Annotated in this window: 12 protein-coding genes; 8 read left to right on the forward strand and 4 right to left on the reverse strand. The window is 45.8% G+C overall.

Annotated elements, in window-relative coordinates:
• Positions 1-5: 5 nt before the first annotated feature.
• The 5 genes from AC1VYS_RS05840 (at position 6) to AC1VYS_RS05860 (ending at position 6,197) form a co-directional block, all read left to right on the forward strand.
• On the forward strand, positions 6-1,481 hold the full coding sequence (locus tag AC1VYS_RS05840) for a 3' terminal RNA ribose 2'-O-methyltransferase Hen1 (RefSeq protein ID WP_482913414.1): 1,476 nt from the start codon (positions 6-8) through the stop codon (positions 1,479-1,481).
• Positions 1,478-4,105 (forward strand): polynucleotide kinase-phosphatase, encoded by a 2,628-nt coding sequence (locus tag AC1VYS_RS05845; RefSeq protein ID WP_482913415.1) that lies wholly within the window; start codon positions 1,478-1,480, stop codon positions 4,103-4,105. The genes AC1VYS_RS05840 and AC1VYS_RS05845 overlap by 4 nt, the downstream gene beginning before the upstream one ends.
• Before the next feature lie 144 nt (positions 4,106-4,249).
• Positions 4,250-4,804: a GNAT family N-acetyltransferase gene (locus AC1VYS_RS05850; protein ID WP_482913416.1), complete on the forward strand. Its 555-nt coding sequence runs from the start codon at positions 4,250-4,252 to the stop codon at positions 4,802-4,804.
• Between the two features lie 437 nt (positions 4,805-5,241).
• On the forward strand, positions 5,242-5,769 hold the full coding sequence (locus tag AC1VYS_RS05855) for a pentapeptide repeat-containing protein (protein ID WP_482913417.1): 528 nt from the start codon (positions 5,242-5,244) through the stop codon (positions 5,767-5,769).
• 176 nt (positions 5,770-5,945) lie between these two features.
• Positions 5,946-6,197: an RNA-binding protein gene (locus AC1VYS_RS05860; RefSeq protein WP_441926057.1), complete on the forward strand. Its 252-nt coding sequence runs from the start codon at positions 5,946-5,948 to the stop codon at positions 6,195-6,197.
• Between the two features lie 143 nt (positions 6,198-6,340).
• Here AC1VYS_RS05860 and AC1VYS_RS05865 read toward each other — a convergent pair whose 3' ends face one another.
• The 4 genes from AC1VYS_RS05865 to AC1VYS_RS05880 all read right to left on the reverse strand — a co-directional run bounded on the left by AC1VYS_RS05865 (position 6,341) and on the right by AC1VYS_RS05880 (position 9,989).
• Positions 6,341-7,183 (reverse strand): hypothetical protein, encoded by an 843-nt coding sequence (locus AC1VYS_RS05865; RefSeq protein ID WP_482913418.1) that lies wholly within the window; start codon positions 7,181-7,183, stop codon positions 6,341-6,343.
• Positions 7,184-7,232: 49 nt separating this feature from the next.
• On the reverse strand, positions 7,233-7,703 hold the full coding sequence (locus AC1VYS_RS05870; protein WP_482913419.1) for a hypothetical protein: 471 nt from the start codon (positions 7,701-7,703) through the stop codon (positions 7,233-7,235).
• A gap of 32 nt (positions 7,704-7,735) precedes the next feature.
• Positions 7,736-8,803, reverse strand: coding sequence for a WXG100 family type VII secretion target (locus tag AC1VYS_RS05875; RefSeq protein WP_482913420.1), 1,068 nt, complete (start codon positions 8,801-8,803; stop codon positions 7,736-7,738).
• A 265-nt stretch (positions 8,804-9,068) separates the two neighbouring features.
• Positions 9,069-9,989, reverse strand: a complete 921-nt coding sequence (locus AC1VYS_RS05880) for an AEC family transporter (RefSeq protein WP_482914921.1) — start codon at positions 9,987-9,989, stop codon at positions 9,069-9,071.
• Positions 9,990-10,109: 120 nt separating this feature from the next.
• Here AC1VYS_RS05880 and AC1VYS_RS05885 point away from each other — a divergent pair, with 120 nt between their 5' ends.
• The 3 genes from AC1VYS_RS05885 to AC1VYS_RS05895 all read left to right on the forward strand — a co-directional run bounded on the left by AC1VYS_RS05885 (position 10,110) and on the right by AC1VYS_RS05895 (position 12,966).
• Positions 10,110-10,625, forward strand: coding sequence for a mismatch-specific DNA-glycosylase (locus tag AC1VYS_RS05885; protein WP_482913421.1), 516 nt, complete (start codon positions 10,110-10,112; stop codon positions 10,623-10,625).
• Between the two features lie 168 nt (positions 10,626-10,793).
• Entirely contained in the window at positions 10,794-11,363 is a 570-nt protein-coding gene (locus AC1VYS_RS05890) for an RNA polymerase sigma factor (RefSeq protein ID WP_482913422.1), read from the forward strand.
• Positions 11,344-12,966, forward strand: a complete 1,623-nt coding sequence (locus AC1VYS_RS05895; RefSeq protein WP_482913423.1) for a hypothetical protein — start codon at positions 11,344-11,346, stop codon at positions 12,964-12,966. The genes AC1VYS_RS05890 and AC1VYS_RS05895 overlap by 20 nt, the downstream gene beginning before the upstream one ends.
• Positions 12,967-12,986 lie beyond the last annotated feature (20 nt).

Genomic DNA, 12,986 nt, shown 5'->3' on the forward strand with positions numbered 1-12,986 from the left:
AAAGGATGCATCTGATTATAAAAGCAAGCGGAGTTGGTGCAGGGGTTATATCCCATCTGTTCGCTAAAAATCCGAATAACGTGTATGACCGGACAGACAAGGGAGTACGTGTACGCATGGTATACACCAAGGCTGAGGAGCAGGAGATCGAGGTGTTGATTCATGCTGAGCCCGATCCGGTAGATCTCGTCAGAGGTACACCGGACGGATATGATATCACACAGTATATTAACGACCGAGAGTTTGTGACCAGCAGCCTATTCTGCTCTTACATACGGAATGCGCTGGGCACGGCTCTGAATGGAAAACCGAAGGAAGACTATGTGAAATGGGTGAATCACGCCTTTGATTTGGAGATGAAGTTCGGCCCGGTAGCCTCCGACTTGCCCGACCGAGTAGTGGAGGAACTGTTCTCTAATCTTGGGTATGACGTTGTTGTGGAACGGGGAGAATCGGCGTATTCGTTTGACCTGAAAAATAGAAGCACGGTTCGTCACATCACCCTGCGTGGTGAGCAAACGATACAACAGGCCTTACGTCAGTTATTTCTGCTCATTCCAGTGCTGGATAACTACAAACATTATTTCATCAGTGAGGATGAGATTGATAAAATCAACCGGTATGGCGAGGGTTGGTTAAATTACCACCCGCTTAAGGGACTTATCGTTAGGCGTACGCTTCATTTTGCCGAACTCATTCGGACGTATGAGCGACAGCATGGAGCATTAGCTTCTGAATTACTAGGAGCTGTGCAGGGTGAGGGGACAGGCGCTGACGAAGAGGAAACATTGAAATCGGAGTCGGTATTATCTGCGCATGAGGGTACAAGTGCAGATGAAGTTGAAGACTCATCCAAAAAGCCTGTGCGATTAAATGATTTGCGTTATCGAGCGATCACGGACATCGTGGCTTCCTTGCCTGACAAACGACATATTGTGGACATGGGTGCAGGTGAGGGGAAGCTGTCTGCCCATCTTGCCTATATCCCGGGAGTAGAATCGATCCTTGCCGTTGAGCCCTCCGGGCAATCACGTCTGCGGGCAATGGAACGTTTCGCCAAAATGCAGGATCGGGCAGGAGTTCAGGCTATGCCGGAGCCGATGCTCGGTTCCCTGTTTTATTTTGACGAACAGTTGCAGCATCAGGATGTCATGATCTTGTGTGAAGTGATTGAACATATTGAGGAATATCGTCTGGATGGCATTATGGATACGATTCTGAAAGAGTATCAGCCTGAAGTGCTGTTAGTTACTACACCGAATAAGGAATATAACGAAGTATATGCAATGGAGCAAGAGCAATTACGTCACCATGATCACCGTTTTGAATGGACACGTCAGGAGTTCAATGTCCGATGTGCGGGGTGGGCAGATAAAGGCAATTATGCTTACGAGATCAGGGGCATCGGTGAGGACAAGGAAGGTTATGGACAGCCGACACAGCTGGTAGTATTCACACGGGGAAAGGAGGGGCATGTATGAGAAAAGAAAGCAGACAGCAGGATGGACAGCGAGAGGTTCGATTGCCTTATGCCGGAATTGTTGTGCTGATTGGCCCATCGAACAGCGGTAAAAGCACCTTGCTCGCAAAGCTTGTGGCAGAGGAGGTCATTCGTGCTACCGAAGTAGTCTCGTCAGATCAGTTTCGCATGCTGGTCGGTGACGATGAGTATGTGGAATGGAAGCATCGTCCTCGCAGTGAAGCGGATGTGCTGTATGCGGAGTATCAGCAAGTATCTGCCAAGGCATTCGAAGCGATGGAAGCGATGCTCGCCACTCGTTGTCGTCTGAACAAGCTGACCCTGGTGGATGCGACTCATCTGTATCCCGAGGATCGCGGACGGTTAATCGAACTGGCACGTAAAGCCCATGTGCCTATCATCGCTATGGTACTGGATGTGCCGGAGGCCGTGCTGCTCGAACGTGATGATCAGCGTAAGCATCCGCGCGGACGTCAGAGGGTAAAACAGCAGCTACAGCAATTCAAACGTACCTTGCGTGCGATCCGCGATGAAGGATTTGATGCCAGTTATGTGCTGAAGCATCCTTACCCAGTGACCTTTGTGCGTACAGTTAATCCGCTGATGATAGACATGGGCACAGGTATTGACATCATTGGTGATATCCACGGGTGTTATGATGAAATGATGGAAGTCATCCATCGTCTCGGATACGTGGATGAGCAAGGAGATGGCTTGATGCGCCATCCTGAGGGTCGGAGGCTTGTTTCTGTCGGAGATGTGAGCAGCCGGGGGCCGGAATCGTTGAAATGTTTGCTTTTCTGGCAACAACAGTGTGCCGCTGGTCTTGCTTATATGGTTGACAGTAACCATGGTTGGAAAATTGCACGTTATTTGGACGGACGCGATGTCACCTTAAATCATGGGGATGAGCTTGTAGAGGCTGAATTACTTCAGCTCGAACAGGAACGAGGCAGTGACGAGGCCCAAAGGGTACGGGAATCATTGAAGCATTTTCTGCTGGATGCACCTGCCCATCTGGTGTTTACACGGAATGGGGTAAGGCAAGTTGTTGTCGCCCATGCCGGGATACGGGATCATTTTATCGGCAAGCAATCGAAACGCATTCAGGATTACTGCCGCTATGGCGATGTGGAAGGAACGGATGAGAAGGGTCGGCCTGTGCGTAAAGACTGGTACGTGGATCATACGTCCGGTGAATGCATTGTCTGGGGGCATGACCCAAGGCCGTATCCTACCATTGTGAATGATACGGTGAATATTGATCAGGGTGTTGTATTTGGTGGTATGCTTACGGCGTGGAGAATGCCGGAACGGGAAATGCTTAGTGTTCCAGCGAAGCAGGACTATGCCCAAGATCCAGACAGTCCGCTGAAGCGCTGGGAAAAGCGGCGGTTTGCACCGCCGAATATTCGCAAGTTCAAGGACGGTTTTACCGTTCAGACGGGGTCGCGGTTGAATGTCGCTGTACAGGGAGAAGTGGTGCAGACGGCACTGGATACCGTGTCTCATTATACCGTGCCGCTGGAGGAGTTGGTTTATATCCCGCCAACGATGAGTCCGCCGCCAGGTGAATGCTCTGTGGAAGGTTTTATGGAGCATCCCAGGGATGCATTCCGCTACTATCGTTCACAAGGTGTCACCCGTATGGTAGCAGAGAAAAAGCATATGGGCAGCCGAGCAATTCTGCTTCTCTACCGGGACGAACAGGCTGCATCTCAGCGAGTGGGTAGACCGATGCTGGGCAGTATTGTAACTCGTACAGGCCGATCCTTTTTTGATCCTGAGACAGAACAAAGGGTGCTTGCCAAGTTACATGCGGACTTGACTGCGGGCGGATATTTCGAACGGTATTCCACCGAATTTGTCTTGCTGGACGCAGAAATCGTGCCTTGGAACCTGAAAGCACGAGAGCTTATCGCTTCTCAATATGCCCATGTCGCGGAAGCGGCACTGATGGATCGCAGCATTGTGGCTGGAAACATCCGTAAGGCTATGAATATCGGTCGTGATGTTGCGGACTGGTTACAGGAAAGCGAGAATAAACTGGCGAATGCCCAGACATTCCGGGATGTGTTCCAGTATTATTGCTGGGATGTGCAGGATATTGGCGACATTGGCATTGCACCGTTTCACACGCTGGCTCACAGCACGGGAACGTTCTGGGAGCAGACACATGAGTGGCACATGGAACAAAATCGTGAGTTGGCTCGAATTTCGGAGTTAATGATGGAAACAGAATACCGTATTATTGCGGATGAGGCTAATGAGGAAGAGATTATTCGCTGGTGGGAAGATCTGACGGCTGAGGGGCATGAGGGCATTGTCATCAAACCCGAGACGTTCCGCAGCTGGAACGGTAACAACATGATTCAGCCTGCGCTCAAAGTGAGAGGACGTGCATATTTGCATATCATCTACGGCATGGATTATCTGGCTCCTGAGCACGTGTCCCGTCTTCGCAAACGTAAAACGTCGAAAAAGGAGAGACATGCGCTGCTTGAAAGTGCTTTGGGCATGGAAGGTATTGAACGCTTTTTGCGAGGAGAATCCATAGAGCGGATTCATGAATGCGTACTCGCCGCTTTATCTCTCGAATCGGAGCGCGTTGATCCGCGTTTATAGTTCTATGGAACGAACTTAAAAAGGAATGTAATGGGATGATTTTTCATCCTGGTTACATTCCTTTTTTGTTGTTCAATTTTAACGGTTTAAACCGATAGTAATGGTGAGTTTTCCAAATAAAGACTCAGAGAGGAAGAGAAGAAAATGTTTAAACGTGTAGAAAATGAATTGGAGTTTGCGATGTTTAACGGGATATGGACAACGGTCTGGAACGAAAAGGGGTTTGAGTTCGAGTTCTCAGAGGAATTTCTAGAAAGATATGTCGTGATTACGGAGGAAGGTCACTATGTAGGTTCAATTGAAATCAAACCATATGCTGAAGAAAGCCTGATGAACCAAATCGGGCCATTTCTGAAACATCCCTTGATCCAGGCTGAAATGGGGAACATTGCCGAGATTGATAAACTGGCCATATTGTCGACCTTCCGGGGACGATATGTCACCGATTTATTATCTGCGATTGTACATTATGCGGAGAAGAACCAGATCACTTATTATGCCATGTTACTGGAGCCGGTGTTGATGAGAGCCTTGCGCATTTCATATCATGTGCCGATTCAGAAAGTCGGGGGAAGAGTATTCTATAAGGGGGAGGATGTGATCCCATCTATTGTGAATGCTCGGGAAGTATATATGAATAAGGAACGGTTTACATGGCTCATTGATCCAAGACATAATGTGATAAAAAAATACAAATAACTTCATATAACAACGAAATTTCGACATAATATTTGTTTTTATCGTAAGAGTCCATTGAAGTCGCGATTTCAGCGGCTTTTTTGGTATCAGACAAGGAATGTTCTCATTGCCGTACTTATCTCAATATCTATATAGCTTTATGATATAATAACGAGTTAAGAGTAGGAAATTTTTTGGTCTAAACTGGAAGAAATGATAGGGTGATCGGGATGAGAAAACTTGAGTCTGGTATGTCAGTGGACAACGAATGTTTTTCTGATATTTTCAGGTATGAAAACGAAACGATAAGCGGAACAACCGTAACAAACTCAAATGTTGGTTCACCTATATTCTGAGACTGCACTCTGCATCAGCTTGTATTTGATACCTGTGATCTTACGAATACGAGATTTTTTGCTGGTAGTACCATTGATCAGTGTACGTTTATTCGCTCGGACTTGCGATCTGTTGGCATTGCCAAAGGTGAAGCAGTTTTCACCAATTGCGAATTCTCCTCCTGCGATATGAGAGGCATGACATTGGAGAATGCTACGTTTATTGACTGTACCTTTGTTAAATGTAGATTCAATGATCGGATTTTACAAGCTGCCAATATCGTCAATTGTTCCTTTAGTGGCAAGTTAGTGGATATTACGTTTGAGGGGAATGGCAAACAGAAGCTAATCGTCAATTTAGAAAACTGCATCCTTGACGGTGTTCGTTTTGTGGGCTGTGACCTGACGCAATGCATTCCGCCAAAATCCAATAACCATCGGTATGTTGAACAGGTGTCCGCACGTGTGAAAAATGCTTTGACAAAGATTGATGATAACCTTGATTTATCTGATGATGATCGGAAAGTACTGGTACGCAGTCTGCGCAAGCTTGAGGGTATGGAACAATATATTTTTAACACGACATATATGAAGAAAATATATGGTGATGTTTTTGTTGAACGGTTTTTTAGTAGTCTGGAATCAAATTAGTAGCTTGGTATGATGAAAATGGAGGCCTAAGGGCCTCTTTTTTTTGTAGGAAAGATGGGATGTTTGAATCAGCCGAATAAACCAAAGCCCTATATCTAATCTTTCTATTCTAGGTAATAATTATAAGAGGAGTGAATAGCATTGGAATCTCACTACGTAACGAGGGGGTAACCTGTATGGCGTCATTGATTTTGCTGGTGAAACAGACGGAGGACGATGAAAAGGTTATTTATCGATTCGGACCGAATGAGCGGAAGATGGGACTCATTGAGATGAATAAGATCAAGGAAAGTGTGAAAGAATTGGAGCCTGTTCAAGTGGATGGAGTCAGTCCCAGCTTTTTTTTCAATAAGGCAGCTCAGTGGCTGGTACGATGTTTGTTCAGAGAAGGCGGCAAGTTCCCAGAGCGAACCACGGTTGAATCATAGTCCATCGTAGGCCTTCTACGAATAAGGCTTATCAGATCATCGGGTAACATCCGGCAACAAACAATTGAACAGGCGTAACATAGAAGAAGTCCAAGCGCAGCGGTGAGTCGTTGCCTTTGGACTTCTTTGTATTAGATACGCATTTAAGGAGTAGAGACAGGAGTAGTGAAGTTTCCGATCCAGGCCTGTAATTGTTTACGCAAGGATGCTGCGGAATGCTGAGTAATCTCGATGCTGGCATCGTTTTCGCTGTCAGAGTTATCTTTGGAAATGCTCCAGAAGCCTTGCTCGGTATGAAGCATGAGCAGTGCTTGATCTGGTAACGGTATTTCTGATTGGTCACTGGTATAACGAATAATGCTCAGGTTATCCAGTTGCCGTCCAGACGTTTCAAAGGATTCATGCCAACGTGATAGTAACTCATGCGATTCTGAGGAGAACTCCCAATTACTCGTTAAATTATCCAAGGATGCGTGGTTATCCTCGTCTGTAAGCACATTCCATTGTTCTTCCGTGATCTTAAATCGAGTAGGCTGTTCAATGAATGGCTTCTGCTGACCTGTGTAGAACTGGAACAGCTCTTCCATCCATTCCTTCGGTTCTGTCCAAGTGAACAGGTGCACACGTTGATCCACTGCCAAGTGATATAAGTATGTATCGTTGTTATCTGTACCTTGGTGAATAGTCAGTACCTTTTCTTGTCCGAGGCTGTCCGAATAGGCACGAATCATACTGCGGCTCTGGGAAAAATGCGTCAGCATCCTCAGAAACTCCGGTTCGAGTTCAATCTCCGTTTCTTCCATGCGTACGATGAGCCCTTTGGATAATAAACTATGGGAGGCTGCTCTCAGAACAAGCTCCCAGTGCTGTTCAGATAACTCGCCATACATTGGCTTTAGAAGCCCGGCAGCAATGTGTTCTGCACCAAGGGTAGCAAGTGCAAACCCGAATTCTTCGATGGACAAGGTAACTAGAGGTTTAGTCATGAGTGGAATCTCCTTCTTTCGCTTAGATGATCATTACAGGTGAAGTACATTAGTTATCTTTATATTGATGCCAGCACTGACGCAGCCTCCCCAAACAAGAGGTTAGTTCTTTCTCTGTGAGCATATGAAATGTATTTATATCTTCAAATTTATTATGGTGTAAATGAAGCCGATAAAAAGGAGGTGAATGTTGTACCCATTTACGCAAGAATGGCTGTTTGAGTTCAATTCTAGTAATGGTTTTCCAAGGGATGGATGTACCATTGTTTAGTAGAATTCGAGATTTGTCCCAACGAACGAGTACAGGTTCTTTAGCCATTGCAATCCAGGTTAACGATAACCAAGCCGGCCCAAAGAACCAAAAACATAGAAATGAAGCCGAACCGTAATAAGCATATTGAAAGAAGCTTAGGTCAGCGGTCAAGATTTCATATAAAAGGATGAAAGCAATCAAAATTAAAATAAAACAGACAAAAGATTTGTAAAATGCTGTTTTTCTAGTATAGGTTATGGACTCCATAGTTCCTCCCCGATGAAAGAAAATAAGTGTTTCTACTTAAATAAGCTACTCACCCAACGTATGCCTTTTTCAGCTACTTTAGCTATGTGATCTCCCACAAAAGCCCCAATAGCTCCGCCTGCATAAGCTCCGATAGCTGTTCCCGCTGGTCCAACTACTGATGCTAAAGTTCCAACGAATACTGAACCTACTCCTGCGGCGGCCGATTTAATAATAACATTGGATGTGGATACAGCAAGATCAGTTTTGGTTAAACTTCCATCTTTGATCCTTGTTATTGTTTTGATGCTTTCATCAATAACGTTCAAGCCCACATTGATAGGAAATAATTTTCTGCTAATCATTTTTGGTATTGAAGAAGTTTTCATTCCGATACTGCCTGTATGAACACCTGCAATGACGTTTCTAGTCCACTGTGTGAAGCTCTTTGCTTTATTAAATCCTAGACCCAAACCGTCCAATTTTAACTTTGTCGTCAAATGGTCAAACCCTTTTAGCCCTTTCATAACTAACCCAGGATTTCGAAATTGCTTGTCTATGTTTCTAGCCATACGACTTAGGAGTGTGTTGCCTTTTCCTTTGACCCATGGAGCTGTATGTACAGCAGTTCCCATCGGTTTTGATGCACTTGTGTTGAACTGCACAGTTCGTGTCATAACCATTGAGGTTGCTGCGATTGCATGAAGCATGGTGCCCGCCTTGGCAAAGTTTCCTTGTATTGTATTAATAACATCCCAAGACTTGCTCCCTTGATCATACAGATCTGATAGCGTTGTTTTCACATTTTTGCCTGAGCTGGGATGGCCTCCATTTGCCTGCACGCCTTGACCTTGAGACTGATCTGTCTGTGCAAAACGAGTGGCAATCGTATTCAGCTCTGTGCCAATGGAAGATACCGAAGTGGAGAAGTTCGCCATTTGTCGGTGTGCCACTTGAAAGTTCTGAAAGAAACGCTCTTGCGTGATTCCGGACCACTGACTCTGTAACGAACTAATCTGTCTGCTTAAATTACTGATCATGTTTCGGCTTTGTTCCGAAGCTTGGGCAAACTGGTTGGAAATCTCCTGAAGTTTCTCAGGGGGTACAACAATTCTCGTCACAACATTCACCTCGTAGAAATGATAATGAAGATATGTAGATAAAATGTAGACCATGAACTTAATAACTTCCAGAATTTATTACCCAATAATTTTAAAGGCCGAAACGTAGTTTCGCAACGGATAATACCCTTTTGACGCGCGAAAAGGTTCTAAGGTTGGATTAGAGAAGAGATACCCTTAAGACTTTATGTCTATAACCGGGACGAATGAAGCTAAATGAGAAAAGCCCACAACCCCTAATTAGGGATGTGAGCTTAGTTAATTATTAGAACGTTTTGGCATACGAAATCAGTGCCGTAATCGTAATAATGTTAAGTAGAGTGGAGATCAGCACCGTCTGGGCAGCAAAATCAGGCTCGTTGTCATATTCCTCGGCAAGAATGGAAGAGTTGACCCCGGTAGGCATGCCTGATGCGATAATGAGTGCTTGAGCCGCTATGCCTTCCAGCCCGAGTAGCAGCACGATGCTGATGCCGATTGCCGGACCAATCAGCAGGCGTAAAAATGTGCTAACATACACATCAAGACGATATAATCGAATCGGATATTTCACGATTTGTGCCCCGAGTGTCAGCAGTGCAACGGCAACCATACTTTGCTGTGCATAGGTGAGTGGCATGGACAGAAATGTAGGCAAAGGCAGCTTCCACGCCTGAAACAAAATCCCTAGCAAGAGCGCATACGGTACAGGCATTTTCAGAAAACCGATAATGACTGCACGGTAGTTTCCTTTGAGCTTCGCACCCTGGATGGACAGAACACCATAGGTGAAGGTGAGCAAAGACTGCAAGGACATGACCAGTGCCTGAATGGATGAGGCGAGCGGGTCACCCCTGAATACCAGTGCGTTAATCGGTAGACCGTAGTTGCCTGCGTTATCCAGCATGATACTATTGTTGAAGGCGGCTTTCATGCCTTTGTTCATACGGAACGAGCGGGATACCACAGAGCCTATAATATAGAGAATGAGTACATAGATCGCGTAAAAAAGCGTAACCGTACCAAGCAACTCACCGGACATATTCGAGCGATACATGCTCATAAAGACGGCTGCGGGGGTAATACAATAGAAATTGATTTTGGCGAGGGTGTACAAGTCCAGCTTGAACACCTTTTGCATCCAGGACCCGACAGCAATCAGGAGAAAGACGGGCAGGACGACTTCTAACATGATGTCTGCAATCATTGGTTCAGCTTCCTTTTTCATGAAAATTTCAGTTCTTTACGGAAAACACTTCGATCATTATATCATTTTATACACAGCTGCAAGGGCATTTGGTCAAAAAAGTTCAGGAGGTGCCACCCTATGATCCCGGATCATCTGGATACTGGCTTATCGATTTTGTTTATTGGATTCAATCCCAGCATTACATCGGGAGAGACTGGTCATCATTATGCGTATAAAGGCAATCGCTTCTGGCGCATTCTGGAGCGTTCCGGACTAACCCCGCGTCTATATGATGCAACAGAGGATGGTGAGCTACTGAAGCTGGGATATGGTTTCACCAATATCGTAGCCCGCCCAACCAAAGGCATTGAGGATATTACGAAGGAAGAGTATGCGGAAGGACGCGAGATTTTGCGGAAAAAGCTGAAGACATACCGGCCGGATATCGCTTGTTTTGTGGGCAAAGGTGTATACACCCAATACAGCAAACGCTCCAAAGTAGAATGGGGATTCCAGGATGACCCGGTTGTGAAAGAGATTCAGGAGTTCGTTGCGCCTTCGTCCAGCGGACTTGTACGCATGTCGATGGATGATATTGTGGCAATCTATGCCCAGCTTGCGGCTTTCGTGGCCGAGAAGAACGGTGGAGAATAGGAAAAATCGGCGTACTTCACGTTATATTTCGTAGGATTGAGTTCACCCGTTCGGCGATGGCCGGAGAGGGTGGATTCTTTTTTTGACGATAAAGTGAGAGGTTTCGAGGGCGGCTTCCGTCTATATAGTACAGAACCATGCATGGACGCTGTAGAGAAGGGGGATTACATGACACATCTGATACCAGAGGAGGAACTGATTCAGCGCATTATGGATGGGGATAAACAGCTGTTTAGTGTGCTCGTGGATCGATATAAAAATAAAGTCTACGGCATCCTGCGCGGAATGGGCGCAAGTCACCCGGATGCACAGGATCTCGCACAGGACACATTTATTCGAATCTATCGATATATGCCAACCAGGAGAGAGGGGAGCAGTTTCTCGGCCTGGGTGTATACCATTGCGGTGAACATCATGAGGGATCATATGCGGAAAAAGAAACCGATGATGACCGCCGATCAGGAGATCGAATCTGTCAGTGAAGACACACCTGAGAAACAATTGATGCACAAGGAAATGAAGAGGGAAATCCATCGTCATCTTGAACAGTTGCCGGAAACGTACCGGCTTGTACTGCTCTTGAAATACACCAATGAGCTGACCTATGAAGAGATCGCCACGATTACAGATATGAGTGACGCACAAGTACGTAATGCACTTTATCGAGGCAAGAAAATGCTGAGAAAGCAGATGGAACGCAAAGGAGGTTTATCGACCTATGAAGCCCATTTCAAGTGAGCAGGAGAAGAAGCAGGACCGCAAGTGGGAAGAGGAGCTGTTCCGCGAGGGGCCGGATGTAGATTTTACATTACAAGTGATGCAGAAGCTGGATCATGTGTCTATGGAAGAACCTCATGTGCAGGTACCATGGGAAACCAAAAAGTCGCATAAGAGGACATGGATTTATCGAACGGGTATCGCCGCAGCGGTTGCGGTACTGGTTGCAGGAGGGGCTTGGGCTGCTTGGGATCGGACAAAGGAAAAGCCAGTTCAGCCTCCTGTAAACGCCGTAAATATCCCCCCTTTGCCTAACATTCCTGTCCCGGAGGTTCTGAGAGATGCCGATTTGGCAGACGACTACAAACGGCTTCAACCGCTTGGACTTGTGTTGAACCCGAACATGGATATTAATGATCAGGGGTACAAACTCAAGATTGAAGATGTGCTTGTAGACGGTTCTCAACTTATACTTGTGCTGCAACAAACGGCACCTGATGGGACAGCAATGTATCTGCTTGGCTCAAAAGCAGAGGATATCCACATCACGGATAAAAACGGAAAAGATGTTGCTGAGCTTGCGTTTGATACAAGGCAAGGTAGTGGCTCTTTTAATAAGCTTGTGTTTCAGTTGCACCAAGATATCCCTGATGAAATCACAGTTCGTGGAGATTTCGGGCATTTAGATGTAGGAGATGGCTATGGTTATGATGTGAATACCAAAACCTATACGGATAAAAAGGTCTCCGTAGACTGGAGCTTTCAGTTTAAACTGGATATGACCCAAGCCAAAGTAATGTCCAAAGAAACGCCGATGAATGCGTCCTATACAACACCGGAAGGGCTGGAACTGGCTATGACACAATTGGTGCAGACGCCAAATGGAACCCGGCTTGATCTGGAAGTGAATCTGAACGAGGAGCTTCGTGCTAAAGCAGCAGAAGATTGGGCTAAGGACATGGAGATTCTGTATCATATTGAAGTGAAGGACACGGGAGAGTATCGTATTTTCAACGGGGGCAGACCCAATGCGCGTCAGGCCAAATTCCGTTATCGAGATTTAAGCCAAGTGAGTGCAGGAGGTCCACTTAAGATATCGGAGACATGGGACCCGTCTTTGGTGACACTGAATGCAGACAATATTCGCTTTGTCCTGGACGGTTACACGATACCTGTGAAAGAGGGACAGACGATGGAAGTTGATCTGAGCAGAAAGAATAATCCGTATCGCTTATTTGCCTCGTTTAATCACCTTGGGGATTTGATAGATGTAATGGACTACAGTTATCAGTCTGGGCAGCAATCAGCTGATACAGACGTGGAGAAGAAAGCTTCCCTGGTTCTGGAAGGAGGCGGTGTTTTTAAAAATGAGTTTTATGGTGATCAGTGGATTGCAATCGATCCTAAGGGAAGAGAGTATCCTGTCGAAGTGATGGGTATTCGAGACAAACCCAATAATAAGGAAGAGTACGTAGTTAATGACCTAAAGCTGATTGTGCATGGTTTTAACAAGGATAAAGGGACGAAATTGACGTTAAAACGAACCGTGGTGCATCGTGATTTCGGGGATGTGGATTGGAAAGTAAAACTTGCGAGTAATTCAAGTATGCCTTGGGATCAATAACGGTAGGCTATTCAATCAAG

It is taken from the genome of Paenibacillus sp. G34 (assembly GCF_056856875.1).

What these genes read in the sequence shown, in the direction of transcription:
- AC1VYS_RS05880 (WP_482914921.1), bottom strand. Translation starts at nt 9,989, where the DNA reads ATGATTGCAGACATCATGTTAGAAGTCGTCCTGCCCGTCTTTCTCCTG.
- AC1VYS_RS05890 (WP_482913422.1), top strand. Translation starts at nt 10,794, where the DNA reads ATGACACATCTGATACCAGAGGAGGAACTGATTCAGCGCATTATGGAT.
- AC1VYS_RS05860 (WP_441926057.1), top strand. Translation starts at nt 5,946, where the DNA reads ATGGCGTCATTGATTTTGCTGGTGAAACAGACGGAGGACGATGAAAAG.
- AC1VYS_RS05870 (WP_482913419.1), bottom strand. Translation starts at nt 7,703, where the DNA reads ATGGAGTCCATAACCTATACTAGAAAAACAGCATTTTACAAATCTTTT.
- AC1VYS_RS05845 (WP_482913415.1), top strand. Translation starts at nt 1,478, where the DNA reads ATGAGAAAAGAAAGCAGACAGCAGGATGGACAGCGAGAGGTTCGATTG.
- AC1VYS_RS05895 (WP_482913423.1), top strand. Translation starts at nt 11,344, where the DNA reads ATGAAGCCCATTTCAAGTGAGCAGGAGAAGAAGCAGGACCGCAAGTGG.
- AC1VYS_RS05865 (WP_482913418.1), bottom strand. Translation starts at nt 7,183, where the DNA reads ATGACTAAACCTCTAGTTACCTTGTCCATCGAAGAATTCGGGTTTGCA.
- AC1VYS_RS05840 (WP_482913414.1), top strand. Translation starts at nt 6, where the DNA reads ATGCATCTGATTATAAAAGCAAGCGGAGTTGGTGCAGGGGTTATATCC.
- AC1VYS_RS05885 (WP_482913421.1), top strand. Translation starts at nt 10,110, where the DNA reads ATGATCCCGGATCATCTGGATACTGGCTTATCGATTTTGTTTATTGGA.
- AC1VYS_RS05850 (WP_482913416.1), top strand. Translation starts at nt 4,250, where the DNA reads ATGTTTAAACGTGTAGAAAATGAATTGGAGTTTGCGATGTTTAACGGG.